This is a genomic window from Comamonas sp. 26 (genome assembly GCF_002754475.1).
Lineage (GTDB): Bacteria > Pseudomonadota > Gammaproteobacteria > Burkholderiales > Burkholderiaceae_C > Comamonas.
In genome coordinates, this window is sequence record NZ_PEFL01000003.1 from 533,706 (window position 1) to 560,143 (window position 26,438).

24 protein-coding genes are annotated in these 26,438 nt (G+C 60.7%); 14 read left to right on the forward strand and 10 right to left on the reverse strand.

Translation table 11 applies throughout. The features are described from left to right. The first annotated feature begins 154 nt into the window (after positions 1-154). Positions 155-1,384, forward strand: coding sequence for a phosphoglycerate dehydrogenase (gene serA, locus CLU84_RS20590; protein WP_099739853.1), 1,230 nt, complete (start codon positions 155-157; stop codon positions 1,382-1,384). Positions 1,385-1,464: 80 nt separating this feature from the next. On the opposite strand, the gene CLU84_RS20595 is transcribed toward serA, so the two are convergent. The 5 genes from CLU84_RS20595 to gatC all read right to left on the reverse strand — a co-directional run bounded on the left by CLU84_RS20595 (position 1,465) and on the right by gatC (position 7,034). Then, on the reverse strand, positions 1,465-2,268 hold the full coding sequence (locus tag CLU84_RS20595) for an alpha/beta hydrolase (protein ID WP_099739854.1): 804 nt from the start codon (positions 2,266-2,268) through the stop codon (positions 1,465-1,467). 621 nt (positions 2,269-2,889) lie between these two features. Then, a complete protein-coding gene (locus CLU84_RS20600; protein WP_099739855.1) occupies positions 2,890-3,585 on the reverse strand; it encodes an excinuclease ABC subunit A in 696 nt (231 codons plus the stop codon). Between the two features lie 148 nt (positions 3,586-3,733). After that, complete coding sequence (gene gatB, locus CLU84_RS20605) at positions 3,734-5,191, reverse strand: Asp-tRNA(Asn)/Glu-tRNA(Gln) amidotransferase subunit GatB (RefSeq protein ID WP_099739856.1); 1,458 nt, start codon at positions 5,189-5,191, stop codon at positions 3,734-3,736. A gap of 25 nt (positions 5,192-5,216) precedes the next feature. Then, entirely contained in the window at positions 5,217-6,707 is a 1,491-nt protein-coding gene (gene gatA / locus CLU84_RS20610) for an Asp-tRNA(Asn)/Glu-tRNA(Gln) amidotransferase subunit GatA (protein WP_099739857.1), read from the reverse strand. A gap of 27 nt (positions 6,708-6,734) precedes the next feature. Further along, the gene (gene gatC, locus CLU84_RS20615; RefSeq protein WP_099739858.1) at positions 6,735-7,034 is read right to left on the reverse strand and encodes an Asp-tRNA(Asn)/Glu-tRNA(Gln) amidotransferase subunit GatC; all 300 of its coding nucleotides are present in this window, start codon (positions 7,032-7,034) and stop codon (positions 6,735-6,737) included. Between the two features lie 212 nt (positions 7,035-7,246). Between gatC and CLU84_RS20620 the strand changes: the two genes are divergently transcribed. From CLU84_RS20620 to mrdA, 4 genes are all read left to right on the forward strand, one after another. Continuing rightward, on the forward strand, positions 7,247-8,293 hold the full coding sequence (locus CLU84_RS20620; RefSeq protein WP_099739859.1) for a rod shape-determining protein: 1,047 nt from the start codon (positions 7,247-7,249) through the stop codon (positions 8,291-8,293). Between the two features lie 167 nt (positions 8,294-8,460). Continuing rightward, a complete protein-coding gene (gene mreC / locus CLU84_RS20625; RefSeq protein WP_099739860.1) occupies positions 8,461-9,480 on the forward strand; it encodes a rod shape-determining protein MreC in 1,020 nt (339 codons plus the stop codon). Continuing rightward, the gene (gene mreD, locus CLU84_RS20630) at positions 9,477-9,995 is read left to right on the forward strand and encodes a rod shape-determining protein MreD (protein ID WP_099739861.1); all 519 of its coding nucleotides are present in this window, start codon (positions 9,477-9,479) and stop codon (positions 9,993-9,995) included. The genes mreC and mreD overlap by 4 nt, the downstream gene beginning before the upstream one ends. Positions 9,996-10,145: 150 nt before the next feature. Beyond that, positions 10,146-12,098, forward strand: a complete 1,953-nt coding sequence (gene mrdA / locus CLU84_RS20635) for a penicillin-binding protein 2 (protein ID WP_099739862.1) — start codon at positions 10,146-10,148, stop codon at positions 12,096-12,098. Positions 12,099-12,150: 52 nt separating this feature from the next. On the opposite strand, the gene CLU84_RS20640 is transcribed toward mrdA, so the two are convergent. Together CLU84_RS20640 and CLU84_RS20645 are read right to left on the reverse strand one after the other, a co-directional pair. Beyond that, on the reverse strand, positions 12,151-12,909 hold the full coding sequence (locus CLU84_RS20640; RefSeq protein ID WP_099739863.1) for a TSUP family transporter: 759 nt from the start codon (positions 12,907-12,909) through the stop codon (positions 12,151-12,153). Between the two features lie 578 nt (positions 12,910-13,487). Next, positions 13,488-15,161: a GMC family oxidoreductase gene (locus tag CLU84_RS20645; RefSeq protein ID WP_099739864.1), complete on the reverse strand. Its 1,674-nt coding sequence runs from the start codon at positions 15,159-15,161 to the stop codon at positions 13,488-13,490. Between the two features lie 335 nt (positions 15,162-15,496). On the opposite strand from CLU84_RS20645, the gene CLU84_RS20650 reads away from it, so the two are divergent. The 5 genes from CLU84_RS20650 (at position 15,497) to CLU84_RS20670 (ending at position 19,939) form a co-directional block, all read left to right on the forward strand. Then, positions 15,497-16,624 (forward strand): ABC transporter permease, encoded by a 1,128-nt coding sequence (locus CLU84_RS20650; RefSeq protein ID WP_099739865.1) that lies wholly within the window; start codon positions 15,497-15,499, stop codon positions 16,622-16,624. A gap of 124 nt (positions 16,625-16,748) precedes the next feature. Then, positions 16,749-17,609 (forward strand): ABC transporter ATP-binding protein, encoded by an 861-nt coding sequence (locus CLU84_RS20655; RefSeq protein WP_369826892.1) that lies wholly within the window; start codon positions 16,749-16,751, stop codon positions 17,607-17,609. After that, positions 17,609-18,562: an MlaD family protein gene (locus CLU84_RS20660; RefSeq protein ID WP_099739866.1), complete on the forward strand. Its 954-nt coding sequence runs from the start codon at positions 17,609-17,611 to the stop codon at positions 18,560-18,562. The genes CLU84_RS20655 and CLU84_RS20660 overlap by 1 nt, the downstream gene beginning before the upstream one ends. Before the next feature lie 27 nt (positions 18,563-18,589). Continuing rightward, positions 18,590-19,267: an ABC-type transport auxiliary lipoprotein family protein gene (locus CLU84_RS20665; RefSeq protein ID WP_099739867.1), complete on the forward strand. Its 678-nt coding sequence runs from the start codon at positions 18,590-18,592 to the stop codon at positions 19,265-19,267. Positions 19,268-19,438: 171 nt separating this feature from the next. Further along, positions 19,439-19,939 carry a hemerythrin domain-containing protein gene (locus CLU84_RS20670; RefSeq protein WP_099739868.1) on the forward strand — a complete coding sequence of 167 codons (501 nt, stop codon included), beginning with the start codon at positions 19,439-19,441 and terminating at the stop codon, positions 19,937-19,939. A 51-nt stretch (positions 19,940-19,990) separates the two neighbouring features. Here the strand turns inward: CLU84_RS20670 and CLU84_RS20675 are convergent, their stop codons facing one another. Next, entirely contained in the window at positions 19,991-20,638 is a 648-nt protein-coding gene (locus tag CLU84_RS20675) for a MarC family protein (protein WP_099739869.1), read from the reverse strand. Between the two features lie 300 nt (positions 20,639-20,938). Between CLU84_RS20675 and CLU84_RS20680 the strand changes: the two genes are divergently transcribed. Continuing rightward, positions 20,939-21,631 (forward strand): dienelactone hydrolase family protein, encoded by a 693-nt coding sequence (locus CLU84_RS20680; protein WP_099739870.1) that lies wholly within the window; start codon positions 20,939-20,941, stop codon positions 21,629-21,631. 249 nt (positions 21,632-21,880) lie between these two features. Here the strand turns inward: CLU84_RS20680 and CLU84_RS20685 are convergent, their stop codons facing one another. Together CLU84_RS20685 and hemB are read right to left on the reverse strand one after the other, a co-directional pair. Beyond that, positions 21,881-23,092, reverse strand: coding sequence for a magnesium transporter CorA family protein (locus CLU84_RS20685; protein ID WP_099739871.1), 1,212 nt, complete (start codon positions 23,090-23,092; stop codon positions 21,881-21,883). A gap of 131 nt (positions 23,093-23,223) precedes the next feature. Further along, positions 23,224-24,234, reverse strand: a complete 1,011-nt coding sequence (gene hemB / locus CLU84_RS20690; RefSeq protein WP_099739872.1) for a porphobilinogen synthase — start codon at positions 24,232-24,234, stop codon at positions 23,224-23,226. 131 nt (positions 24,235-24,365) lie between these two features. Between hemB and CLU84_RS20695 the strand changes: the two genes are divergently transcribed. From CLU84_RS20695 to CLU84_RS20705, 3 genes are all read left to right on the forward strand, one after another. Further along, entirely contained in the window at positions 24,366-24,782 is a 417-nt protein-coding gene (locus tag CLU84_RS20695) for a CopD family protein (protein ID WP_099740090.1), read from the forward strand. A 72-nt stretch (positions 24,783-24,854) separates the two neighbouring features. Continuing rightward, a complete protein-coding gene (locus CLU84_RS20700; RefSeq protein ID WP_099740091.1) occupies positions 24,855-25,943 on the forward strand; it encodes a VanZ family protein in 1,089 nt (362 codons plus the stop codon). Positions 25,944-25,964: 21 nt separating this feature from the next. Beyond that, positions 25,965-26,321 carry a ferredoxin gene (locus tag CLU84_RS20705; protein ID WP_099739873.1) on the forward strand — a complete coding sequence of 119 codons (357 nt, stop codon included), beginning with the start codon at positions 25,965-25,967 and terminating at the stop codon, positions 26,319-26,321. Positions 26,322-26,438: the final 117 nt, after the last annotated feature.

Here is a 26,438-nt window from a genome sequence, read left to right on the forward strand (position 1 = left end):
TTACCAGCTTTCAAGCGCAGCAGACCATGGTGCCCTAGGGCGAGGCGCAAAACAGGGGTGGCAAGGGGCGCTCATCGCCAGACGATGCACCTAGTTGCTGTAACGAAATTCTGAAACCGCTGTAATAAGGGTTTGAAGGACTGGAGGCCACATCATGGGCAAGACATCGCTGGATAAATCGAAGATCAAGTTTCTGTTGCTCGAGGGAATTCACCCTTCCGCACTCAAAGTACTGCACGACGCGGGCTACACCAATATCGAAGCGCTGACCGGCGCGCTGGAGGGTGAGGAGCTGAAGGCCAAGATTGCCGATGTGCACTTTGTCGGCATCCGCTCGCGCACCCAGCTCACGGCCGATGTGTTTGCCGCTGCGCACAAGCTGGTGGCTGCCGGGTGTTTCTGCATTGGCACCAATCAGGTCGATCTGGGCGCCGCCCGGGAGCGCGGCGTGGTGGTCTTCAATGCGCCGTATTCCAACACCCGCTCCGTGGCCGAGCTGGTGCTGGCTGAAGCCATCTTGCTGCTGCGTGGCATTCCTGAAAAGAACGCCGTGGCCCACCGCGGTGGCTGGAAGAAGAGTGCCGACAACTCCTTCGAGGTTCGCGGCAAGACGCTGGGCATTGTGGGCTATGGCTCCATTGGCACGCAGCTGTCCGTGCTGGCCGAAGGTCTGGGCATGAAGGTCATCTTCCACGACGTGGTGACCAAGCTGCCACTGGGTAATGCGAGCCAGTCCAGCGGACTCAATGACTTGCTGGCCAGGGCTGATATCGTCACCCTGCATGTGCCCGAGCTGGCATCCACCAACGGCATGATGGGCGCGGCGCAGATTGCAGCCATGAAGCCCGGCAGCATTCTCATCAACGCATCGCGCGGCACGGTGGTGGATATTGATGCGCTGGCTGAGGCGCTGAAATCCGGCAAGCTGCTGGGCGCGGCGATTGATGTCTTCCCCGTCGAGCCCAAGAGCAACAAGGATGAATTCCTGTCTGCGCTGCGCGGCATGGACAACGTCATCCTCACCCCGCATATCGGCGGCTCCACCATGGAGGCCCAGGCCAATATCGGGCTGGAAGTGGCTGAAAAGCTGGTCAAGTACAGCGACAACGGCACAACCACCTCGGCCGTCAACTTCCCCGAAGTGGCGCTGCCCGAGCACCCAGGCAACAACCGCATCTTGCATGTGCACGAGAACCGCCCTGGCATTCTCTCGGCCATCAACCAGGTGTTTGCTGATAACGGCATCAACATCGCCGGTCAGTACCTGCGCACCGACGAGAAGGTGGGCTATGTGGTGATCGATATCGATGCCAAATCGTCCGCGCTGGCGCTGGAAAAGCTCTCGCAGATTGCCGGCACCATCCGCTGCCGCGTGCTGTTCTAAGGCAGTCCACCAAAAAGGAAGCTTCGGCTTCCTTTTTTCATAGCGGAAAGCGCTTTGCCTATAAGCGCTGTCCGGCTATTTCAGCTTGCGCTGCCGACAAAGTTCTCAATGGCCGTCCAGAAGCCTGCCGCGCGGAAGATGGTGGAGTGATTGGCCTGCGCAAAGGCCTGCACCTGCACCGCCTTGCCCTTGAGCTGCTGCAGCAAGGCGTCGGTACGCGCGGGCTCCACCACCTGATCGCGTCCGGCGCGCAGCACCAGAATCGGGCCGTGGTAGTCTTTCAGATGCGCGGCGGAGTCGAATGGATCTCTGAGCAGCAGCTCCACCGGCAGCCAGCCATACATGCCGCGCACCGTGTTCAAAATGCTGTCGAAGGGCGTGACCAACACCAGCTTGTCGGGCTGGCGCAGATCGGCCACGGCCGCAGCCACCCCTGTGCCCAGGCTGCGACCTATGACGGTAATGGGTTCTTGCGGGTGCAGCCGCCTGACCTCGTCAAACAGGGCAGCGGCATCCAGCTCCATCAGCTCCTGCGTGGGCTGGCCCTCGCTGGCGCCATAGCCCCGATAGGCCAGCATATAGATATCGCTGTGCGGCAGACTGCGCGCCAACTGCTCCCGCCGGTGCGCAATATTCTCGGCATTGCCGCCAAAGTAGATCACTGCATTGCGGGCCTTGCCGCCCTGGGGATGCCACTGCCAGCCGCGCAGCAGCACATCGCCGCGCTGCAGCGAGAAATTGGTGCTCTCCACCGCCACCCGCGTATCGCCACCCAGAAAAATCATGCTGCGCTGCTGCGCAAACATATAGCTGCAGATACAGACATAAACCGCCACGCACAGTGCGAGCAGCCAGAGCAGGGGCTTGAGCAGCTTGGAGAACATGGGAGCGCAAAAGTGTTGGGTTTGCGCCAGATTGTGCGCAGATTTGTGTGACTTTGGTGTGCGCTTTACCTCGGCTTTATGTAAGCGGCGGTTTTTGAAATTGATAGCGGGTGGCGCTTGATCGGCTTTGACTGGAGGCTGGTTTGGCTTGATGCTTTTGTTTTGGCGATATGCCTAATTTTTGGACAGAAGGCGGGTCTCGGCCCGCCTGCCGACCTACTTTCTTCTGCAAGAAAGTAGGCAAAGAGCGGCACCCCTACTGCCCACGACCCCTTTGCTGCGCTGCGGGGCAACCTGCGCCGTCAACCTCTTGAGGCTGTGCGGCAAAACTCACTGCGTGCTTGCAGCACTTCGTTCAAACAGGTTGCCGCAAGTCAGAGGTTGATGCGTCTGCACTCTGCGGTGCAGCCGCCCGCCCCAAGAGGCCGCTGTCGCAGGCGTGGGCACAAGGGACGATGCCGGATGCGGAATAGCTTCTTTATAAAATTGATAGCGGCTACCGCAATCATTAATTGGGTTTGAGTCTAATTTCATTACTAACTTGGCAGCTTGTTTGCTGGAGCGAAATCCCGGCCTCTAATGCGGACAAGAAAGCAGACGTTTTAGATAGCCGCTTGCGACTCACGCCCCCGGCAAAAAATACCCCGCCTTATGCTGATTCCGAGCACTGCTCACACACAGCTTCAACCGCGCCTCCATGTACTGCCGCACTTCAGAGCGATCACACATCTGCGCCAAATCTTCCCAATACAGCAAGCTGGTAAATGACGCCTTCGCCGGATCTGCGGCCTCGCCTTCAGTCGCTGCAGCGGCTGCCGGCAGGGGCGAAGGCACATAGATAGGCAGGTGCACCGGGGGGTAGTTGCGCACAGGGCGCTCGGCCACTTCTTCCTTGCGGCGGGAGGTCAGCAGAAAGTAATGCTGCTTGGCGTTTGCCAGATGGGGCTTTTTTTCGGCGTCAAACACCTTGTCCAGCCGTTCCACCCCTTTGGCCACATCGGCGGCGTAGGTCCAGTTGCTGAGGTACTTGGTTTCGATGAACAGAAAGGTCTGCCGCGCCGCGTCTGAGATGAGTACGTCGCTCAGCTTGCTGCGCAGGCGCTCGTGGCACAGGTAGGCGTGGGTGTCGAACGAGACGTTGGGGCTTTGCAGCACCAAGTCTTCGCGCCCTGTGACTTCCTGGATGTAGCGGTTGAAGTGGACGATGCGCTTGGCATAGCCGGCCGTGAATTCATTGAAAAAGTAGCCAGCAAAGAACTTGGTGCAGAGGTTGCGCTCTTTTTCGGATTCGATGAGGGTGGCGTTCGAGAAGATCACTGAATTTTTTCTGAGCTGGCTGCGCAGGGCCTGGAGACCGACGACGGGGATGACCGGAAAGAAACAAGGCCGCAGGCATGTACTACCTGCGGCCTTGAGCATTATCTGGGGACAGAGGCACGTCTTCAGGGACGTGCATGTAACAGAGTTAGGCCAGTTTGGCCTTCAGCACTTCGTTGACTTGGCCGGGGTTGGCCTTGCCCTTCGATGCCTTCATCACCTGGCCGACCAGGGCGTTGAAGGCCTTGTCTTTGCCTGCGCGGTATTGCTCGACGTTGCCGGGGTTGGCGGCGATCACTTCGTCGATGATGGTTTCCAGTGCACCGGTGTCGTTCATCTGCTTGAGGCCCTTGGCTTCGATGAGGGCATCGACGTCCTGGCCTTCGCCGGTCCACAGGGCTTCAAACACGGTCCGGGCGGCGTTGTTGGAGATGGTGCCGTCGGAGATGCGGGCAATCATGGCACCCAGCTGGGCGCTGCTGACCTTGACGGCATCCATGCCGATTTCTTCCATGTTCAGGCGGCGCGAGACTTCGCCCATCACCCAGTTGGAAGCCAGCTTGGCCTGCTTGCACACGGCGGTGGCGTCTTCAAAGTAGGCGGCCACGGCCTGGCTTTGGGTCAGGATGGTGGCGTCGTACTCGGGCAGGCCATAGCTTGCTACAAAGCGGGCAGCCATGGCGCGGGGCAGCTCGGGCATGGTGGCCTTGACTTCGTTGACCCAGCTCTCGGCCACGACCAGCGGGGGCAGGTCGGGGTCGGGGAAGTAGCGGTAGTCGGCCGCGTCTTCCTTGGTGCGCATGGCGCGGGTCTCGCCGGTGTCGGGGTTGAAGAGCACGGTGGCCTGCTGGATCTTCTTGCCGTCTTCGATTTGCTCGATCTGCCAGAGGATTTCGTAATCAATGGCGATTTGCATGTTCCTGAACGAGTTCAGGTTCTTGATCTCGCGGCGGGTGCCCAGGGGCTGGCCGGGCTTGCGCACGGAGACGTTGGCGTCGCAGCGGAAGCTGCCTTCTTGCATGTTGCCGTCGCAGATGCCGATCCAGGTGACGATCTTGTGCAGTTCCTTGGCGTAGGCCACGGCTTCTGCAGTCGAGCGCATGTCGGGTTCGGTCACGATTTCCAGCAGTGGCGTGCCGGCGCGGTTCAGGTCGATGCCGGACTGGCCGATGAATTCGTCGTGCACGGATTTGCCGGCGTCTTCTTCCAGGTGGGCGCGAACCAGTCGCACGGTCTTGAGGACGTTTTCCTTGCCTTCTTCCAGATAGAAGCTGACTTCACCGCCCTGGACGACCGGAATCTCGAATTGCGAGATCTGGTAGCCCTTGGGCAGGTCAGGGTAGAAGTAGTTTTTGCGGGCAAAAATGCTGCGCGGCGCAATCGTGGACCCCAGAGACAGGCCCAATTTGATAGCGCATTCCACCGCCTTTTTGTTCATGACCGGCAGGGTGCCGGGCAGGGCCAGATCGACGGGGCTGGCTTGCGTGTTGGGCTCAGCACCAAAGGCGGTGCTGGCACGGCTGAAAATCTTCGACTGGGTGGCCAGCTGGGTGTGGGTTTCAAAGCCGATGACGACTTCGTAGCCATTGATCAGTTTGACTGTCATATGTATCTAGTCCTTCCTGCGTCTCTTAAATACCGGCGGGGTTGCGCAGGTGGAAGTCGGTCGCTTGCTGGAAGCGGTGGGCGGCGTTCAGCAGCTTGGCTTCGCTGAAGTAGTTGCCGATTAGTTGCAGGCCCACGGGCATGCCGCCCTCTCCAAAACCGGCGGGCAGGCTCATGCCGGGCAGACCCGCCAGCGATGCAGGCAGGGTGAAGATGTCGGCCAGATAGTTGCTGACCGGGTCGGCCTTGGCACCAATGGCCCAGGCGGTGGTGGGTGCTGCCGCACCGGCGATGACGTCGCAGTCCTTGAATGCGGCTTGGAAGTCGTCGGCGATCATGCGGCGAATCTTCTGCGCCTGCAGGTAGTAGGCGTCGTAATAGCCTTCGCTCAAGACATAGGCACCCATCATGATGCGGCGCTTGACCTCGTCGCCAAAGCCTTCGGCGCGGGTCTTTTTGTACATGTCGTTGAGGTCTTCGTACTGGGCAGCACGGTGACCGAACTTCACGCCGTCAAAACGCGAGAGGTTGGACGAGGCTTCTGCGGGTGCGAGGATGTAGTACACGGGCACAGACAGCTCGGTGCGCGGCAGGGCCACGGGCACCAGCTTGGCACCCAGCTTTTCGTATTCCTTCAAAGCGGCATCGACGGCGGTGCGCACGTCAGCGCTCAGGCCTTCGCCAAAGAACTCGGCGGGCACGCCAATGCGCAGGCCTTCGATGCTGTCGTTCAGGCGGGCAGCGAAGTCTTCGGCAGGGTAGTCCAGGCTGGTGGAGTCACGGTCCAGATCGGGGCCGCACATTTCGGAGAGCAGCAGTGCGCAGTCTTCGGCGCTGCGGCCCATGGGGCCAGCCTGGTCGAGGGAGGAGGCAAATGCGATCATGCCGTAGCGGCTGGCGCGGCCATAGGTAGGCTTGATGCCGGTGATGCCGCAAAACGATGCGGGCTGGCGAATCGAGCCGCCGGTGTCAGTGCCGGTCACGGCTGGGGCCAGGCGCGCGGCCACGGCAGCGGCCGAGCCGCCCGACGATCCGCCGGGCACGCGATCCGTGTTCCAGGGGTTGCGCACGGGCTGGGCGCTGTCAAAACCGACCGGGGCCACAGCGGAGTTCTCATTGGCGCCGCCCATGGCGAATTCGTCGCAGTTGAGCTTGCCCAGGGTCACCACACCAGCGTCGGCCAGCTTCTTGACCACGGTGGCGTCAAACGGCGATTTGTAGCCTTCCAGCATCTTGCTGGCGGCGGTGGTGGGGAAGTCTTTGGTGACGAAGATGTCTTTGTGCGCAATGGGCACGCCGGCCAGCTTGCCGCCCTTGCCTTCAGCAATCAGGGCATCAGCCGCCCTGGCTTGCGCCAGCGTGGCATCTTCGTTGATGGACACAAAAGCGCCCAGGTTCTGATGCTGCTTGGCGCGGGCCAGAAAGTGCTGGGCGGCTTCGACGGAGGACACCTGCTTGGCGCGCAGTTGCGCGGCCAGCTCGGCCACGCTCAATTGGTGGAGTTCGGTTTGGCTCATTGTTCTTTGCTTCTCGCGCGTTTACTTTTACTCGATGACCTTGGGCACCAGGAAGTAGCCGTTTTCGGCCGCCGGTGCGTTTTGCATGTTGGCGTCGCGGTTATTGGTCTCACTTACCAAATCGTCACGTAGCCGTAAGGCGATGTCCTGAATGGCTGCTACGGGGTGTGACAAAGGGCTGACGCCTGAGGTATCCACAGCCTGCATTTTTTCGACGATGCCGAAAAAGTTGTTAAGTTGAGATAGCATGCGCTCACTCTCACCTTGAGACAGTTCAAGGCGAGCCAAGTTCGCGATACGCGCAATATCTTGTTCGTTCAATGCCATAGAAATCTTTTAAGAGGTCAGCCACGTGTAAAGCAGTGTTTCTGACCAGGACAGTAGAAGTTATTCACAGGGGATACGGTATTATCTCGGCTTTGCCGCAATACCCTCATTGAGCTGGTCATTGTGCAAAAAAAGCCCACCCACCCAGACTCCCTTACCCATACCCCGGCGACGGCCCGCCGATGCGCTTGCCGTGCCTGAGAGGACCTTGAATGTTCGGAGCTTTCCGTCGGTACTTCTCCACCGACCTTGCCATTGACCTTGGCACTGCAAACACCCTCATTTTCGCCCGTGACAAGGGCATTGTCCTTGACGAACCTTCGGTCGTAGCCATTCGCCATGAAGGCGGCCCCCACGGCAAGAAGGTGATTCAGGCCGTTGGCCGCGAAGCCAAGGCCATGCTGGGCAAGGTTCCCGGCAACATCGAAGCCATCCGCCCCATGAAGGATGGCGTGATTGCAGACTTCGTGATCACCGAACAGATGATCAAGCAGTTCATCAAGATGGTGCATCCCCGCTCGGTGCTGACTCCCAGCCCGCGCATCATCATCTGCGTGCCCTGCGGCTCGACCCAGGTCGAGCGCCGCGCTATTAAAGATGCGGCCGAAGCGGCTGGCGCGACTGCGGTGTACCTGATTGAAGAGCCTATGGCTGCCGGTATCGGCGCGGGTCTGCCCGTGTCTGAAGCCTCGGGCTCCATGGTGGTGGACATCGGCGGCGGCACCACCGAAGTGGGCGTGATCTCGCTGGGCGGCATGGTCTACAAGGGCAGCGTGCGTGTGGGTGGCGACAAGTTTGATGAGTCCATCATCAGCTACATCCGCCGCAACTACGGCATGCTGATCGGCGAGCCAACCGCTGAAATGATCAAGAAGCAAATTGGCTCGGCCTTCCCTGGCTCTGAAGTCAAGGAGATCGAAGTCAAGGGTCGCAATCTATCTGAAGGCGTGCCACGCAGCTTCACCATCTCTTCTAACGAAGTGCTGGAAGCGCTGACCGATCCTCTGAACCAGATCGTCTCTGCCGTGAAGAACGCACTGGAGCAGACGCCTCCCGAGCTGGGCGCTGACATTGCCGAGCGCGGCATGATGCTGACCGGTGGCGGTGCGCTGCTGCGCGATCTGGATCGCCTGCTGGCCGAAGAAACGGGTCTGCCTGTGCTGGTGGCCGAAGAGCCTCTGACCTGTGTGGTGCGTGGCTGCGGCATGGCGCTGGAGACCATGGACCGTCGTCAGGGCAGCATCTTCACCAGCGATTAATCGCTGCGCACTGTGGTGTCTTGCAGTACGCGGCATAGTGAGCGTACTGCACCCACTTATCCACAAACAGGGCTTGAGTCCGTGATACGCCTGCATACCGCGCTCTCTTTTTGCATTCCTCCTGATCTAGGAGGCTGTGCGTACACGGCTATTGCCCAGAGGCGCGCATGAGCCTGGAAACTCTTGATCACCGCGCTCCATCACTGTTCAAGCAACAGGCCTCGCGCACTTCCCAGCTTGCCCTCTACAGCGCCTTGGCGCTGTTTTTGATGGTGGCCGATGCGCGCTTCAAGATCACGACGCCGGTGCGCTCTGCTGTATCGGCGGCGCTTGCGCCCGTGCAGTGGGTGGTGGCCCAGCCTGTGCTGGCTTACCAGAATGCCAGCCGCTACGCCGAGGTGCAGCAGCAGGCGGTGGCCCGCGAAGACGCCGCCCGCAAGGAATTGGTCGTCATGGCCCAGCGTGCCGAGCTGGCCGATGAGTTGATTAAAGAAAACGAGCACCTGCGCTCCATGCTGGAGCTGCGCGAACGCAGCATCACGCCGGGGCAGGTGGCCGAGGTGGTTTATGACAGCCCCGACCCATACACGCGCCGCGTGGTGATTGACAAGGGGCAGGTGGACAAGATTGTGCCAGGCTCGCCCGTGCTGGATGAAAAAGGCGTCATCGGCCAGGTCACACGCGTCTATCCCACCCGCGCTGAAGTCACGTTGCTGATCGACCGCGATCAGGCCATTCCCGTCTTCAATCCACGTACGGGTGCGCGCAGCGTGGCGTATGGCGATGCGTCTTCGCTGCGTTCTGGCGGGCTTGAGCTGCGCTTTATGCCCAGCAATGCCGATGTGCAGGTGGGCGACTTGCTGACCACCAGCGGTGTGGATGGGCTGTACCCTTCTGGCCTGCCTGTTGCCAAGGTTGTGACCGTGGACCGCCGTGCTGATTCGGCCTTTACCCGCATCTACTGCGAGCCCGTGGGCCGGGTGCAGGGCGTGCGCCATGTGATGGTGCTCACGCCGCAAGGCCGTACTGAACACCCCGAAGCCGCCAATATGCAGGTACAGGTGGATGCCGAAAAGGCCGATCGTGCCGCTAAGGCGCGCAGCAAGAACGAGCAAGCGGCTGCCGAAAAGAAGGCGGCTGAAGCCAGGGCTAACAAGCCTGAAAAGCCCGCAAAGGACCCCGCATGATCATGCCGCGCGGCCAGCAGTTGTTGCTGCCGGTCAATCCTCTGTTCATTGTTACCACCGTGCTGATTGGCCTGGCCATCAACATGCTGCCGCTGGGCCGCATCGTCTGGCTGCCTGACATGCTGATGGTGCTGCTCGCCTTCTGGAGCCTGAACCAGCCCCAGCGCATAGGTCTGGGCATTGCCTTTGTGCTGGGCCTGATCATGGATGTAGACCGGGCCTCTTTGCTGGGCCAGCACGCGCTGGCCTATACGCTGCTGGTGTATATCACGGGCTGGATGAGCCGCCGCCTGCTGTGGTTCTCTAGTCCGGTGCAGGCCCTGCACCTGTTGCCGCTGTTTGCCTTGGCGCATGGCATTCAGGTGCTGCTGCGCGTGGCGACAGGGGGTATTTTTCCTGGGCTGGAGTTTTTGCTGGCCCCTGTTTTTGAAACCTTGCTGTGGCCCCTCGTCAGCGTGGCCCTACTGGCTCCGCAGCGCCGTGCGCCGGATAGTGATGAAAACCGGCCGCTTTGATATGAAGCTCCCCCTGAGTCGCTTTGCACCGTCCCCCTCTCTTGCTATGCGAGAGGAGGTCGACACCATCGCTGCGCGGCGGCGCTTGCTTGATGCCTCTGGCAGGGGCCGTGCATCGCGGCAGGCTGAGCGTCAGCCGACAGAGGCTGCCTGATGGAAATTCGTAACACTGAAGTAGAGCTGCAGCGTTTTCGGATGCGCGCAGCAGTGATGTGCTGCGTGGTGTTTCTGGCTTTTTGCCTGCTGGTCTGGCGTTTGTTGATGCTGCAGGTGGTGCGCCACGAAGAGTTTGCCGAGCGTGCCGAGAGCAACCGCACGGCGGTGGTGCCCATCGTGCCCAACCGGGGCCAGATTCTGGACCGCAACGGCGTGGTGCTGGCCACCAATTACTCGGCCTATACGCTGGAGATCACACGCTCCAAGGTCGATGGTCTGGATGACACCATCGACGAACTGAGCGAGATTATCGATATCACCCCGCGTGACCGCCGTAAATTCAAGCGGCTGGTGGATGACTCCAAGAGCTTCGAGTCCATCCCCATTCGCTCGCGTCTCAGTGATGAAGAAGTGGCCAAGTTCACGGCCCAGCGCTATCGTTTTCCGGGTGTGGATATCAAGGCACGCCTTTTTCGGTCCTACCCTTTAAAGGAAGTGGGTGCTCACCTGATTGGATACATTGGCCGTATCAATCAGCGTGAAAAAGAAGACATTGATGACTCCGACGATGCGGCTAACTATCGCGGCACCGAAGTCATTGGCAAGCTGGGCGCTGAAAAAAGCTACGAGCTGCAGCTGCACGGTCAGACAGGCTGGGAGGAAATGGAAACCTCCGCCGGTGGCCATGCTGTGCGTCGCCTGGGTAGCCGCCCCGCCACGCCGGGCCACAGCCTGCAGTTGTCGATCGACATCAAGCTGCAAAAGATGGTGGAAGACCTCTACGGCAGCCGCCGCGGCGTCGCCATTGCCATTGATCCGCGCAACGGCGAGCTGCTGGCCATGGTCAGCAAACCCACCTACGACCCAAATTTGTTTGTAGATGGTATCGACCAGGAAAACTGGAAGGCGCTCAACGAATCGCTGGACCGTCCCTTGCTCAACCGCTCCATGCGCGGCACTTACCCCGTAGGCTCGACCTACAAGCCCTTCATGGGGCTGGCCGGCATCGAGACCGGCAAGCGCACGCCGGGTACCGTGATTCAGGACGGTGGCTCCTGGACCTTTGGCGGTCACACCTTCCGCTCGGGTCATGCGCTGGGGCCGGTGGATCTGGCCCGTGCCATCCAGCATTCCAGCAACGTGTATTTCTACACGCTGGCCAATGAAATGGGCGTGGATGCGATTCACGACTTCATGAAGCCACTGGGCTTTGGCCAGATCACCGGCATTGACCTGCCCGGCGAAGTGCGCGGCGTGCTGCCCAGCAAGGAGTGGAAGCGCAAGACCTACAAGCGCGCCGCCCAGCAGCAGTGGTTTGGCGGTGAGACGATTTCTCTGGGCATCGGTCAGGGCTACAACAACTTCACCATCCTGCAGCTCTCGCATGCGCTGGCCTCGCTGGTCAACAACGGTATGAGCTATACGCCCCATGTGGGCAAGGAGCTGATTGATGCCGTATCGGGCACACGTACAGCCATTGTTCAGCCAGCCCCCGTGAACCTGGGCTACAAGCAGGCCAATGTCGATGCCGTCAAGCGCGGCATGGTGGGCGTGGTGACGGGCGGCACGGGTCGCGGTGTGTTTGGCAGTGCCAGCTATCTTTCGGGTGGCAAGACGGGTACGGCGCAGGCCGTGTCTGTGGGTCAGAAGGAAAAGTACAACGCTTCTCGCCTGACCGAGTACCAGCGCGACCATTCGCTCTACATTGCCTACGGCCCGGCCGAGAACCCCAAGGTGGCAGTCGCTGTGATTGTGGAAAACGCAGGCTTTGGTGCGGCCGCCGCCGCCCCCATTGCGCGCCGCATTCTGGATTACTGGCTGGTGGGCAACTACCCCAGCGAGGCTGATATTGCCGCTGTGCGCGTCGGCAAGGCGGGTGCACCCATTGGAACGCCCCGCCGTGCGGCAGATATTTCGGTACTGGCGGACGACGAGACTGCGCCTTAGAGCGTAAACGCGTTCTTAAAAATAATAGCTGCTGACGCTTATCTGATAAGCGTTAGCGCAGAAAAGCGTCGTAGCCCGTTTTCAAAATCAACAGGCTGACTACGCCGATGAAAATGCTGCGCACAAAGCCCGTTCCGTGGCGTAAGGCCATCCACGTGCCCAGCATGCTGCCCAGCACATTGGCCACAGCCAGCGGAACCGCAAAGTGCCACCACACATGGCCTTTGAGCGAGAACAGCAGCAGCGCAGCGGCGTTGGATGCCAGGTTCAGCAGCTTGGCGTTGGCCGAGGCATTGAGAAAGTCATAGCCCAACAGGCGCACGAACAAAAACACGAAGAAGCTGCCTGTGCCGGGGCCAAAGAAGCCATCGTAAAAGCCAATGAGCAGGCCGATGGCGCTGGCCGTCAGCATCTCGGTGCGGCCCGCCAGTCGCGGCTCATGGTCGCGGCCCAGCTCTTTTTTGGCCAGGGTATAGCACAGTACGCCCAGCAAGATGATGGGCAGCAGCTTGCGCAAAAAGTCTGGCGAAATCTCTGTCACCGCCCACGCCCCGGCAAACGCACCGATCAGCGTGGTGCCAATGGCCGGTAGCAGCGTGGCCCAGGTGATTTGAACGCGCTTGCTGAACTGCCATGCCGAAATGCCCGTGCCCCAGACGGCAGCGCTCTTGTTGGTGCCAAACAAAGTGGCGGGCGTGGTGGTGGGGAAGGCGGCGAACATGGCCGGCACCAGAATGAGGCCGCCACCGCCCACGATGGCATCAACAAATCCGGCCAGAGCCGAGGCGAGGGAAACAAGAATCCATTCCATGGGGTGCTGCCTGCAATTGGTGCATGCCGTGAGCGACGACGGGTCTGCTGGCGAGTGTCACTGGGTGATGCGGGTGTCTGAACGAGAGGGCCGCCTTGAAGACGGCCGGGCATTGTCGCACCGCAGCATCCCGCCTGTGAGCGGACATAAAAAAAGCGCCCCGAGAGGGGCGCTTTTGAACGCATCTTTGATGCTTTTATATGTATTAGTCTGGTTGTGTCGAGTTGTCTCCTCGGCCCTCCATGCCACTTCGTAGAGCAGCGAGAGTGACGAGAATGTAAGGGCTGCACCTTCGTGGTGCATTGGGGAATTCCCTTGGATGATGTAGAAATTGTCTTACAAGCCAAACTGATTGTTACTGACCGTATTTTTTTGTTTTTGCGAAATGTCAAAAACAATAGCGTCATATCTATATGAAAAAACATTCTTAGGTTGATTTGTAGGGGGGTGAAATGGGTCAAGAATGCAAAGCCATCTATCGCACGAAAAAAGTGCGTAGGCCTAGAAAATATGACTCAGTTCAGCGCTTGATTTTGCGTTCCTTGAGTAATTTTGTCGGCCTTTTGCAGGCTGCACTGTTACGGCGTTGCCTGAATCCAGCCCGCAGCCTTCTCGGCCATCATCAGTGTGGGGCTGTTGGTGTTGCCGCTGGTGATGCTGGGCATGGCTCCGGCATCAATCACGCGCAGACCTTGCACGCCGCGCACCTTGAAGCGGCTGTCCAGCACGGCCATGGGATCGTCCTCGCGGCCCATCTTGGTGGTGCCCACAGGGTGAAAGATGGTGGTGGCAATGTCGCCCGCCAGCCGGGCCAGATCTTCATCGCTTTGGTACTGAGTCCCGGGCTTCCATTCCTCTGGCTTGAATGGCGCGAGCGCAGGCTGGGCCACGATGCGCCGCGTCACGCGCAGACTGTCGGCTGCGACCTGGCGGTCTTCGGGCGTGGAGAGGTAATTGGGCGCAATCGCCGGTGCTTTGCGGAAGTCTGAACTTTGCAGCTGCACCGTGCCTCGGCTTGTGGGGTTGAGGTTGCAGACGCTGGCGGTGAAGGCAGCAAAGTCGTGCAGTGGCTCGCCAAAAGCATCCAGCGACAAGGGCTGTACATGATATTCAAGATTGGGGTGGGCGAGCGACGGGTTGCTGCGCGTAAAGGCACCTAGTTGCGACGGCGCCATGCTCATGGGGCCGCTGCGCTTGAGCGCGTATTCAAGCCCGATAGCGGCCTTGCCCCAGAGGCTGCTGGCCATGGTGTTGAGTGTTTTGGTGTTCTGAACTTTGTAAACCGAGCGAATCTGCAAATGGTCTTGCAGATTCGCGCCCACGCCGGGCAGGTCGCGCCGCACGGTAACGCCGCGCTGCTGCAGCAAGTCGCCAGGGCCTATGCCCGAGAGTTGCAGAAGATGCGGCGAGTTGACAGCGCCTGCGCACAGCAGCACCTCGCGCGTGGCCTGCACGGTAACCATTTCATCCCCAGTCCAGACTTCGGCGCCTGTGCAGCGCTGGCTGCCATCGGGCAGGTCTTGCAGAATCAGGCGACTGACCTGGGCGCGCGTCCACATCTCGAAGTTGGGGCGGCCGTAGCAGGTGGGGCGCAAAAAGGCCTTGGCCGTGTTCCAGCGCAGGCCGGCCTTCTGGTTGACTTCAAAGTAGCTCACGCCTTCGTTGCAGCCCTGGTTGAAGTCGTCGGTGGCCGGAATGCCTGCCTGTTGCGCGGCCTGAGAAAAGGCATCGAGGATGTCCCAATGCAGGCGCTGCTTTTCCACACGCCATTCGCCGCTGCCGCCGGTGCTTTTGCTGCCGTGCATCTGCTTGAAGGCGTCGCTTGTATTGGCGCTGTGTTCTGCATCCAGTCGCCAGTGGTCTTCATGCTGGCGAAAGGCGGGCAGCACCTGATCCCATTGCCAGGTGTCGTCGCCCGTGAGCTGTGCCCACTGTGCATAGTCGCGGGCCTGGCCGCGCATATAGATCATGCCGTTGATGCTGGAGCTGCCGCCCAGCGTCTTGCCGCGCGGGTAGCGCAGGCTGCGCCCGTTGAGGCCTGCGGCGGGCTCGGTCTGATAGAGCCAGTCAGTGCGCGGGTTGCCTATGCAGTAGAGGTAGCCAACGGGGATGTGAATCCAGTGGTAATCATCCTTGCCGCCTGCTTCTATCAGCAGAACCCGGTGATTTTTGTTGCGGGTAAGACGGTTGCACAGCAGCGAACCTGCTGTGCCGCCGCCGATGACGATGTAGTCAAACTGGGTGTCACTCATGGGCAGATCAAAGGCCAAGTACGGGCCGGGTACGAGTTTGCGGGCAGGCCAAACCTTCAGGGGTCATAGGCAAAAAGGCTGATTCATTAAGTGCGATGGAGCAGGTGGTGTCGATAGGGAAAGCGCTTGAGTACTCCTCTTTTTGAAGCAGCTAACGCAATACTGGTTTCGGCTTTCGCGATTATTTGATAAAAATTGCAGCGGTATCATGGTGTGCTCATGCGGCAGCGGCCTACGCGCTGCGTTTGGCATGCTCTGTGCGTGTATACGGGCTGGCGCGTTATGCTGACCTCCTCTGGTTAGCCAGCCTCCCTCATGTCTTAGGAAGCGTTTCTTTGTCCAGCTCAGACCAACTACCTCAATGTCCGCTGCAGACCCGTGACGGTCAGCAATGGGCCGTGCCTATGGGCCGCTGGAGTGCTGCGGAGCTGGGCGATCGTCATATCTGGCGTCAACTGGCCCCGCAGATCAAGGCCGTCCCCAAGGGTGCCGCCTGGGACCTGCAGCAAGTGGTCAGGTTCGACCATATCGGCGCGCAGCTGCTGTGGGAGCAGTGGGGAAAGGTCTGGCCTGCTCAGTTGCTGACCACCGCCAATCAGCGCTCCATGCTGGAGCGCGTGGCCAAGTTCAGCGATGTGCCTGTGCCCAAGCCTGAGCCCTCGGGATGGATGTGCGAGGTCAATCAGCTGGGGCAGATGGTGATTGGTGCCTGTGGGCATTTCACAAAGCTGATTGGGTTGATTGGTCAGCTGCTGCTGGACTGCATTCGCCTGGTGCGCAATCCGTTTCGCGGCCCCTGGCGCGATATTTCGGGCCATCTCTATGCCACGGGTGCCACGGCCTTGCCCATCACGGCGCTGGTGGGCTTTTTGATTGGCGTGGTACTGGCCTATCTGATGGCGCTGCAGTTGCGCCAGTTCGGTGCCGAGTCCTTTATCGTCAATATTCTGGGCATCTCGCTGATACGTGAGCTGGGGCCGCTTCTGGCGGCGATTCTGGTGGCGGGGCGAAGTGGCTCGGCCATCACGGCCCAGATCGGCGTGATGCGCGTGACTGAGGAGCTCGATGCCATGCAGGTCATGGGTATCTCCAAGGGCTATCGCCTGGTCATGCCGCGTGCAATGGCTCTGGCTGTGTCCATGCCGCTGGTGGCGCTGTGGACGATTCTGGCTGCGCTGGCGGGCGGTATGGTGGCGGCAGACCTGACTATGGATATCACGCCATCCTACTTCCTGCAGTCCTTGCCTGCGGCCGTGAAAGTCGGCAATCTGGCGCTGGCCATGGGCAAATCCATTGTGTTTGGCGTGCTGATTGCGCTGATTGGTTGTCACTGGGGTCTGCAGGTGGAACCCAATACCCAGAGCCTGGGGCGCGGCACCACAGCCTCGGTGGTGTCGTCTATCACCATGGTCATCATCGTGGATGCGATCTTCGCCATCCTCTTCAGAAATGTGGGGTTTTAGAAAATGACATACCCCCTGAGCAGCTTCGCTGCTTTCCCCTGGAAGGGGGACGACACCTTCGCTGTGGGGCGGCCCTTGCTCGGTGTCCCTGACATGGAGCAGGCCGGTTTTGGAGGGCGCGCGAATGGCTGAGGCGATGCAAAACCGCCAGATCAAGGGTGCGGTGGGTGGCTATGTGCCGCCGCAGGATGTGGCACCACTGGTGCAGGCCAAGGATTTGTGGACCGAGTTCGGTGAGGGTGAATCGCGCTTTGCCGTGCACCAGGATTTGAATTTCGATGTTTACCCGGGTGAAATCCTCACCCTGGTGGGCGGCTCGGGTACGGGCAAGACCGTGCTGCTGCGCCAGATACTGGGCCTGCTCTCGCCATCGCGTGGGACCGTCACGGTCAGCGGCCGCCCCTCGCGTGAAGTCATCAGCGGCGAGCTGGCCGCGAGTCAGGTGGGCATGCTGTTTCAGCAGGGCGCGCTGTACTCGGCCTTCAGCGTGCTGGACAACATTGCTTTTGCGCTGAACGAGCAGGGCACGCTGCCTGATGCCGTGGTGCGCGATGCGGCCATGGTCAAGCTGCAGATGGTGGGCCTCAAGCCCGAGCATGCGACGCGCATGCCAGCCGACCTGTCGGGCGGCATGATCAAGCGCGTGGCGTTGGCGCGCTCGCTGATGATGGACCCGCCGCTGCTGCTGCTGGACGAGCCTACCGCCGGGCTGGATCCCAAGGGTTCGGACGAATTTTGTGAGCTGCTGCGTGATATTCATGCTGAGCTGGGCCTGACCGTGATCATGGTCACCCACGATCTGGATACGTTGTTTGCATTGTCAACGCGCGTGGCCGTGCTGGCCGAGAAGAAGGTGCTGGTGACCGGCGCACCACGCGATGTGGCTGAGGTCAAGCACCCGTTTATCGAACACTTCTTCCAGGGAGAACGTGGCCGCCGTGCCATGGCCCCGGTGCAAGGCGGCCCTGCCGCAGAGGAACGCTGATGGAAAACAAGTCCCACGCCATGGCTGCCGGCATCTTTGTGCTGGTGGTTGCAGCCCTGCTGGCAGGGCTGGCCGTCTGGCTCACGCGCGATAACCGCGAGTACCAGCTCTATGAAATGTCCACCAAGGACGGCGTCAGCGGCCTGCAGCCGCAGGCCACGGTGCGCTACAAGGGCGTGCCTGTGGGCAAGGTAGTACGCATTAGCTTTGACCCGCAGATTCCCGGAAATGTACTGATTCGCGTGGCGGTGGGCGAGGACACGCCCGTAACCCCCGCCACCTATGCCCAGCTGGGCTACCAGGGCGTAACGGGCCTGGCCCACATTCAGCTCGATGATGATGCCAAAGCGCCGGAGGAGATCAAGCCCGGCCCCAGCGGCTTGCCGCGCCTGCGCATGAAGTCTTCGCCGTTGAACATGCTGGCCGACCAAGGCCCGGTGCTGCTGGAGCGGGTTGATGAAATTTCACGCCGCTTCAACGCCATGCTGGGCGAAGACAACCAGAAGCACATGAGCGAGGCGCTGCAGAACATTGCCGCCGCTGCGGGCAGCGTCAATCAATTGGCTGGCACTATGAACAAGGCCGCTGCTGGCTTTCCGCAAATTACCGCGGATGCACATCAGACCCTGGAGTCGCTGACCAAGGCTGGTAACGCCGCCACCGGCGTAGCCAATGGCCTGCAGGAAACGGTGCGTAAGATCAACGCCCCCGATGGCCCGCTCAAACAAATTGCCGACGGCACGCAGGCGCTGGCTCAGGCTGCAGACTCCATGGGCCGCAACACGCTGCCACGCGTGAACCGCGCCGCCGATGATTTCTCGCGCGCTTCGCGCAGCCTGAGCAATATGGCCAGCCGCATCGGCGACAACCCGCAGTCTGTCATCTATGGTGCTGGCGTGGGTCAGCCCGGCCCGGGTGAGACTGGTTTTGTGGCTCCGGCAGCCGCGCATTGATCTGACGAAACCGTCACAGGAACCGATATGGCAAAACCTCTCCATTTTTCGTCTGCTCTGCTGCGCGCTGCCACTCTGTCTGCTGCGGCGCTGGTGCTGGCTGCCTGCTCGGCGCTGCCCACGGCACCCACCCAGCCTGTGCGCTATGACCTGGGGCTGACCGACACTGCAGTGCCGCAGGCCAACGCCGCTGCGCCCAGCGTGGCCCCACCTCCGCTGGTGCTGGCGGAAGTGCAGACGCCTGCAGGTGCTGACAACTCCACGGCCATGCTTTACCGGCTGGCCTATGCAGACCAGCAGGAGCAACGCGCCTATCAAGGTGCTCGCTGGAGCCTGCCGCCTGCGCAGATGCTGGAGCAGCGTTTGCGCACCCGCCTGGCGCTGGAGCGCCCGGTGCTGACGGAAAAAGACAATCTCAGCGCCAACCCCAATGACCAGCGCCCGCTGGGTCTGCTGCGCCTTGAAGTGGTGGAGTTCAGCCAAGTGTTTGACAGTGCCCAGAGCAGTCAGGCCGTGGTGCGCATCCGCGCCAGTCTGATTGCCCAAGACCGTCGCGGCGGCAATGTGCTGCTGGGCCAGCAATTGTTCAGCGCCCAGACCCCGGCTGTGACTGGTGATGCCGCCGGTGGCGCACGGGCAATGGCTGCCAGCGTCAACAACTTGGCCAATCAGCTCAGCAGCTGGTTGCAGAAATACGGCCGATAAGTTTTCTGTGCTCTCACATCACAAAGCCCTGCCATGCAGGGCTTTGTTGATTCTGGGCAAGCTTCTGGCGTAGGTGGGCGAGGCTTTTCTGATGTGCGTCAATGGCCGGGAGCTGCCTTCTTTTTAAGCTGCAGAGTCCTCAAATCCGACCACCACGCACAAGGAACTGCCATGGCCAGCCTCGAATGGAATGCCGCTCTCATCCTCGATTTTCCCGTCATGGACGAGGTGCATGAAGAGTTTGTCACCCTGCTGGCGCAGGTCGAAGCGGCTGGTGACGAGCAGCTGTGCGCGTTGTGGGATGCGCTGATTGCCCACACCCAGCACCACTTCGACCAAGAAGACCGCTGGATGCAGGCCACGGGCTTTGCCACAAGCAACTGCCACAGCCAACAGCACAAGGTGGTGCTGGCTGTGATGCGCGAAGGTGCAGTCAAAGGCGAGCAGGGCGACCTGGGCTCGATTCGCCACATGGCGGGCGAGTTGGGCCCCTGGTTCAGCCACCACGCACAAAACATGGATGCCGCGCTGGCCCTGCATATGCGCAGCGCAGGCTTTGATCCGATTACGGGAGCTGTGCTGACCCCTGAGGCTTTGCCTCAGGAGCCCATTACGGGTTGCGGCGGTGCTTGCGGCAGCAGCGAAAAGATGCAAGGGCAGATTACTGCCTGAATGATGCTCAAGCGCCCTTGGGTAAAGCGCTTTAAGCTATGAAATTAATTATCATGGGTAAATCGCGGGGGAGGCCAGGATAGGGAAGATCTTGACCAATCCGCCCGCCATCACTTCAATGGCCAGCGCCGCCAGAATCAGCCCCATGAGCCGGGTCATCACATTGATGCCGGTTTTTCCCAGCACACGGGCAATCGGGTTGGCCAGCGAAAAGCACAGCATGATGGCCGCCGCCACCACCACGCCATAGCCCACCAGTGCCACATGCTGCCAGACGGTGCGCGCCTGATCGGCATAGATCACCACGGTGGACATGGCTGCAGGCCCCGTCAGCAGCGGAATGGTCAGCGGCACCACAGCAATGCTGTTGCCCTCGGCGGCTTTTTCCGCACCGGCTTCCAGTGTGCCGTTATTGGGCCGGTCTTCTGCTGGCCGCGAGTTCAGCATGTTCATGGCGCTGAGCAGTAGCAGCAGGCCGCCACCGACCTGAAAGCTTTGCAGCGAGATATTGAAGAACTGCAAAATCTGCAGGCCCAGCAGGGCACACACTGCAATCACGCAGAACGCCGCAAATGCTGCGGTGCGAATGGTCTGCCAGCGCTGCTCTGCGCTGAAGCCTGCCGTGTAGTGGATGAAAAACGGAATGATGGCCAGCGGGTTGATGATGGCAACCAGTGTGATGAGCGGCTTCAGGTCCATGGCGAGGGGCTTCCGGTGGCTTGATCGATTTGTCAGTGCATCAGTGCAGGCAAGCAGGGCTTGAGGCGCTGCCCGGCTATGGGCAGGGAGCCGTCCATCGCAGCGCAGAAATTTTTCTGAACCATCCGCGGGTGGACAATGGACCGCAGTATGTCTGTGGAGGGTGAACCGCCGGGCAAGCGAAAAATGCGAGTTCAGCGGGTTAACTCAGGCATTACAGCATTCATTAGGCAAAGATAATGAAATCCGTTGTCGATGCTTTTCGGGCTTACGATGAGTGCAACAAATATAGGAGCATATATGGGTAGCTTTGTTGAACTGACCGCCGTAGATGGTGTCAAGACTTCTGCCTATGTGGCCATGCCTGAGGGCAAGCCGCGCGGTGCCGTTGTGGTGCTGCAGGAGATTTTTGGCGTGAACTCGCATATCCGCTCCGTGGCCGATCGCTATGCCGCTCAGGGCTATGTGGCCGTGGCTCCGGCCATGTTTGCGCGCGTCAAAGCCAATGTAGAGCTGGGCTATACCGAAGAAGACATGAAGACGGGCTTCGCCCTCAAGGGTGCTGTGGAGGCCCTGCCAGAACCCGGCGCGCTGCGTGATGTAGAAGCGGCCGTTGCCCATGCGGCCACGCTGGTGCCTGGCGGTAAGGTCGGCGTGGTGGGTTTTTGCTGGGGCGGTTTGATGACCTGGCGCGCAGCTTGCACGCTACCCAGCGTTTCTGCGGCAGTCTGTTACTACGGCGGCGGCATGACGGGTGAGCAAGAAGCCAGCCGTCAGGCGCTGTGCCCGGTGCTGGCTCACTTTGGTAGCAAAGATCACTACATCTCGCTGGAGTCTGTAGAGGCCTTCAAGCTGGCCCAGCCCAAGGTGCAGGTCTATGTCTACGAGGCCGACCACGGCTTTAACTGCGGCCAGCGCGGCTCTTACAGCGCAGCCGCCGCAGCGCAGGCCATGGAGCGCACTCTGGCCTTCTTCGGCGAACATCTGGCTTGATGTGAAGAGTCGCTAACAGGGCTCAGTCAATCCAGGCTTGCGGTTGAGAAGAGGCTTCGCGCCGAAGTACCAAGGGTTTGTTTTGGCGAGTCTAAAACCATAGCTGCTAGCGCTTTATAGATAAGCGCTGGCAGCTTTTTTATCTAAAGCCCGTTGCCGCTGGGCGTTCCCCAGCAGAGACATCAAGCAAGCGCCGCCGCGCAGCGAGGAGTCGCCCCCATGGGGGAAGGCGCGGAAGCGGCTCAGGGGTCACTCTTTCTCTTCGCTCTCCAGATAGCGCCTGCGCCAGAAGTACGCCACCAGCACCACGGTGATGACGACCATGGCCAGCAACGCCCAGATAAAGCCGTCTTTTTTGTGCACGAAGGGGATGAACTCGAAGTTCATGCCGAAGATGCCAGCAATCAGGTTCAGCGGCAGAAAGATGGCCGTCACCGTGGTCAGCGTGCGCATGATGTCGTTGGCGCGGTTGCTCTGCGCCGAAAAGTGCATCTGCACAGCCGTTTCGGCGCTTTGCTCCATGCGGTGAATATGGTGGGTCACGCGCTCTATGTGCTCCAGCACGTCGCGTGAGCGCACGCGCAGCAGCTCGCGCTCATGCTGGCGCGCGGGGGTGTGCTCGGGCGGCCAGCCTTCCAGCGCCTCTGTCCAGTCCTGCATGGCTGCGCGCTGGTCTTCACAGATTTCATCGAGCTGGTGCAGCGCCAGGCGCACATCCAGTACGCTGGCCCAGTTGCTGAAGCGCTTATGGGGCTTGAGCAGCGCGACCTGCCAGTGATCAATCTGCCGCGTCAGCGTGCGGCGCAGGTCCAGATAACCGTCCACCATGCCGTTGACCATGCGCAGCATCAGATCGGCGGGCTCGACGGGCATTTTGGCGGTGACGGGGCGGCTGTCATGTTTGGTTGGGCCGGCCATCAGGCGCTGCCAGAAGTTTTCCAGCACAAAGCAGTCGTCGGGGTGTACGGACAGCAGAATCTGGTCATACAGGGCAAAGCCCACAGGCTGGGTTTCCACGCGCTGCAGCACCGGTGCTTCGCGGTCTTTTTGCGCCGCATGGGCTGAGTGATGCGATGGAGGCGGCGCATTCACCGCAGGTGCATGGGGGGCTGCAGCCATGGCGGGTGGGGTGAGCGCCGGTGCGGTGCTGGCTGCGGGGGCTGTGGCATGCGAGCCGTTCAGCGGCGGCAGGTGGGCATTGGCCAGGCGGCGAAATACCAGCACGTCATACACCGAGGTGTAGTCGTAGTTGGAGGGGATGGCCGGGTTGAGCAGGTCGGAGACATGCAGATCGACCAGCGGTGAGCCGCCCAGCTTCGTCAGCATGGCCTGTATGGCGGGCAGTTGCGATTCCAGTTCGGAGCGCGCGCAGGAAACCCAGTAGAACCCGGTGGTGGCGGGCTGCGTGGGCAGGCCTTCAACAGGCTGGGCATAAAGCGGGGAGATATGCAGCACGCGCATGGGTAACAACACCTTGGGTAGCGGGATACGTAAGCGGATACAAGAACGGCCCAGAAGCAGCTTCTGGGCCGTTGGATCATGCCTTAATTGGCTTCAAGCGCAAGTTAGTAAAGCGCTTGCAGCTATCAAATTCATAGACCGCGCAGCTTCTTGGCGGCGTCAATGGCAAAGTAGGTCAGGATGCCATCGGCACCAGCGCGCTTGAAAGCGAGTAGGGCTTCCATCATCACCTGGTCATGGTCCAGCCAGCCATTGGCGGCAGCGGCCTTGATCATGGCGTATTCGCCAGACACCTGGTAGGCGAAGGTGGGCACCTTGAACTCGTCCTTGACGCGGCGCACCACGTCCAGATACGGCATGCCGGGTTTAACCATGACCATGTCTGCGCCTTCGGCGATGTCCAGCGCCACTTCGCGCAGGGCTTCGTCGGTGTTGGCGGGGTCCATCTGGTAGACGTTTTTGTCGGCCTTGCCCAAAGCACCACGGGTGCCCACGGCATCGCGGAAGGGGCCGTAGAAGGCGCTGGCGTACTTTGCGCTGTAAGCCATGATGCGGGTGTGAATGTGGCCTTGCAGCTCCAGCGCTTCACGGATAGCGCCAATGCGGCCGTCCATCATGTCGCTGGGGGCGACCATGTCCACACCGGCTTCTGCATGGGCCAGAGCCTGGCCGACCAGCATTTCGACGGTGTCGTCGTTGATGATGTAGCCGCTTTCGTCCAGGATGCCGTCCTGGCCGTGGCTGGTGTAGGGGTCCAGCGCCACGTCGGTCATCACGCCCAGCTGGGGAAATTCTTGTTTCAGCGCGCGGATGACGCGGGGAATCAGGCCGTCGGGGTTCAGCGCTTCCTTGCCGTCGGGTGTCTTCAGGCTGGCGTCAATGGCGGGGAACAGGGCCAGATAAGGAATTTCCAGCTTCACGCACTCTTCGGCCACGGGCAGCAGCAGGTCCAGGCTCAGGCGGTCAACGCCGGGCATGGAGGGCACGGCCTCGCGCTTGTTGCTGCCTTCGTGCACAAACACGGGGTAGATGAAGTCGTGGGACGTCAGCACGTTCTCACGAACCAGATTGCGGGTGAAAGCATCGCGGCGCAGGCGGCGCGGACGATTCTGGGGAAAAGGAGTGGGGCTGGACAAATGCATGGGGAAAATTGTGCCCCATTCGCCATGGCTTGGTGGGTCGCTGCATGACTATTCCATGACGGCAGTCGCATTGCAGGTAAAGACAGCGCTTGCGGCGGGCGATGCGTGGCAGCGGCCCTTACACTGGCTCCATGCTATGGGTCAAAGCTTTTCATATTGTTTTCGTGGCCAGCTGGTTTGCTGGTTTGTTCTATTTGCCGCGTATCTTCGTCAATCTGGCCATGGTCACGCCCGGCTCGGTGGCTGAGCGCGAGCGTCTGCTGCTGATGGCGCGCAAGCTGCTGCGCTTTACCACTCTGCTGGCCGTGCCCGCGCTGGGACTGGGTCTGTGGCTGTGGCTGGGCTGGGGCTTCAAGGGTGGCTGGCTGCATGCCAAGCTGGCCGTGGTGCTGCTGGTCATCGGCTACCACCACAGCTGCGCCGTGCTGCTGCGCAAGTTGGGGGACAACACCTGTCATAAAAGCCACCGCTGGTTTCGCTATTACAACGAAGTGCCTGTACTGCTCTTGATCGCCGCCGTAATTCTGGTGGTGGTCAAGCCCTTCTAGTCGTGACCGGAACAAGGGACTGTTGTGTCTGAACCTGCGGTGACTCAGGCTGCCGGGCTGCCGGTGATCTCCATGCGCCACACCTCGGCCTGGCCGCTGGCGCTGGTGTATTCCATGCTCATTGTGTTTGCCAGCCTGTTTCCGTTTGATGGCTGGCGCGCTCAGGGGATTGATCCCCGCGTTTTTCTGTTCGCCAAAATCCCGCCGCCTTACTGGACCTGGTTCGACGTCAACACCAATATCGTTGGCTATGCGCCGCTGGGCTTTTTTCTGGCGCTGGCGCTGATGCGCTCGGGCAAGCCACGGCTGGCCGTGCCGCTGGCTTTTCTGGCGGGCACTTTGCTGTCGCTGTGCATGGAGTTTTTGCAGATCTACCTGCCGCGCCGCGTACCGTCTAACCTTGATTGGGTGCTCAACTCCGGCGGCACGTTGATTGGTGCGCTGCTGGCCGCTTTGCTGGAAAAGCTGGGTGCACTCTCGCGCTGGAGTGCTTTTCGCAGCCAGTGGCTGGGCGAAGGCGGGGCAGGCGTGCTGGTGCTGCTGGCACTGTGGCCGTTTGCGCTGCTGTTCCCGGCGGCTGTGCCGTTCGGGCTGGGGCAGGTGCTGGAGCGGCTGGATGAAACCTTGCAAGACTGGCTGCTGAACACCCCGTTTGAAGACTGGCTGCCGCTGGGCGACTTTGCGATGACGCCGCTTTCCATGGTGACGGAGATGTTCTGCGTCACGCTGGGGCTGTGGGTGCCTTGCCTGCTGGCCTATTGCGCCGTGCGCCACATGGGGCGCCGAGTCTTGGCGGCTTTGCTGCTGCTGGGGGCGGGAGTCAGCGTCACCGCGCTGTCAGCAGCGCTCAGCTGGGGGCCTGCTCACGCATGGGAGTGGGTGGATTTGCCCGTGCGCCTTGGTATCTGGGGTGGCCTGGGCCTTGCTGTGATTGCGCTGCCTGCCTCGCGCCGCATCTGCGCCGTGCTTTTGCTGCTAGTGCTGGTGCTGCACCTGAGTATCCTCAATCAGGCGCCCACTAATGTGTACTTTGCCCAGACGCTGCAGGCCTGGGAGCAGGGGCGTTTCATCCGCTTTTACGGACTGGGCCAGTGGCTAGGCTGGCTCTGGCCTTACGTGACGCTGGCGTATGTAGTGGTTCGCGTTTCCAGGCGGCAATAGCCTGCCTAGAATGACCGCACTATGAGTGACACCCAGAACCAAGCCAATGCCGATGGCTACTACCAGCGCCATATTTTCTTTTGCTTGAATGAGCGCCCCAATGGTGAGGACTGCTGTGCCCTGCATGGTGCCAAAGCAGGCTTTGACCATTGCAAGCGCCGTGTGAAGGAAGAGGGCCTGGCTGGCAAGGGTCAGGTGCGCGTGAACAAGGCGGGCTGCCTTGACCGCTGCGCTGGTGGCCCTGTGGCCGTGGTCTACCCGGAAGGGGTCTGGTACACCTTTATTGACGACAGCGATATCGACGAGATCGTTGAATCCCACCTCAAGAATGGCAAGGTGGTTGAGCGTCTGGTGCTGCCTGAGAACGTAGGTCGCTGAACTCCAGCGACTCTCAAAAATGCAGGGCACTTCCTTTGGGTGGTGCCGGTTAAAACTGGCGCGTCTCTAAAGGAGGCGCCAAGCAAGGCCGCCCCGCAGCGAGGGTGCCGTCCCCGT

Excerpts from the sequence above, each read along its gene's own strand:
- mreD (WP_099739861.1), top strand. The coding sequence starts at position 9,477 with ATGATCATGCCGCGCGGCCAGCAGTTGTTGCTGCCGGTCAATCCTCTG.
- serA (WP_099739853.1), top strand. The coding sequence starts at position 155 with ATGGGCAAGACATCGCTGGATAAATCGAAGATCAAGTTTCTGTTGCTC.
- CLU84_RS20655 (WP_369826892.1), top strand. The coding sequence starts at position 16,749 with ATGGCTGAGGCGATGCAAAACCGCCAGATCAAGGGTGCGGTGGGTGGC.
- CLU84_RS20675 (WP_099739869.1), bottom strand. The coding sequence starts at position 20,638 with ATGGACCTGAAGCCGCTCATCACACTGGTTGCCATCATCAACCCGCTG.
- CLU84_RS20660 (WP_099739866.1), top strand. The coding sequence starts at position 17,609 with ATGGAAAACAAGTCCCACGCCATGGCTGCCGGCATCTTTGTGCTGGTG.
- gatB (WP_099739856.1), bottom strand. The coding sequence starts at position 5,191 with ATGACAGTCAAACTGATCAATGGCTACGAAGTCGTCATCGGCTTTGAA.
- CLU84_RS20680 (WP_099739870.1), top strand. The coding sequence starts at position 20,939 with ATGGGTAGCTTTGTTGAACTGACCGCCGTAGATGGTGTCAAGACTTCT.
- CLU84_RS20670 (WP_099739868.1), top strand. The coding sequence starts at position 19,439 with ATGGCCAGCCTCGAATGGAATGCCGCTCTCATCCTCGATTTTCCCGTC.
- mreC (WP_099739860.1), top strand. The coding sequence starts at position 8,461 with ATGAGCCTGGAAACTCTTGATCACCGCGCTCCATCACTGTTCAAGCAA.
- CLU84_RS20685 (WP_099739871.1), bottom strand. The coding sequence starts at position 23,092 with ATGCGCGTGCTGCATATCTCCCCGCTTTATGCCCAGCCTGTTGAAGGC.
- CLU84_RS20595 (WP_099739854.1), bottom strand. The coding sequence starts at position 2,268 with ATGTTCTCCAAGCTGCTCAAGCCCCTGCTCTGGCTGCTCGCACTGTGC.
- hemB (WP_099739872.1), bottom strand. The coding sequence starts at position 24,234 with ATGCATTTGTCCAGCCCCACTCCTTTTCCCCAGAATCGTCCGCGCCGC.
- CLU84_RS20695 (WP_099740090.1), top strand. The coding sequence starts at position 24,366 with ATGCTATGGGTCAAAGCTTTTCATATTGTTTTCGTGGCCAGCTGGTTT.
- CLU84_RS20645 (WP_099739864.1), bottom strand. The coding sequence starts at position 15,161 with ATGAGTGACACCCAGTTTGACTACATCGTCATCGGCGGCGGCACAGCA.
- gatA (WP_099739857.1), bottom strand. The coding sequence starts at position 6,707 with ATGAGCCAAACCGAACTCCACCAATTGAGCGTGGCCGAGCTGGCCGCG.
- CLU84_RS20700 (WP_099740091.1), top strand. The coding sequence starts at position 24,855 with ATGCGCCACACCTCGGCCTGGCCGCTGGCGCTGGTGTATTCCATGCTC.
- gatC (WP_099739858.1), bottom strand. The coding sequence starts at position 7,034 with ATGGCATTGAACGAACAAGATATTGCGCGTATCGCGAACTTGGCTCGC.
- CLU84_RS20620 (WP_099739859.1), top strand. The coding sequence starts at position 7,247 with ATGTTCGGAGCTTTCCGTCGGTACTTCTCCACCGACCTTGCCATTGAC.
- CLU84_RS20705 (WP_099739873.1), top strand. The coding sequence starts at position 25,965 with ATGAGTGACACCCAGAACCAAGCCAATGCCGATGGCTACTACCAGCGC.
- CLU84_RS20640 (WP_099739863.1), bottom strand. The coding sequence starts at position 12,909 with ATGGAATGGATTCTTGTTTCCCTCGCCTCGGCTCTGGCCGGATTTGTT.
- CLU84_RS20665 (WP_099739867.1), top strand. The coding sequence starts at position 18,590 with ATGGCAAAACCTCTCCATTTTTCGTCTGCTCTGCTGCGCGCTGCCACT.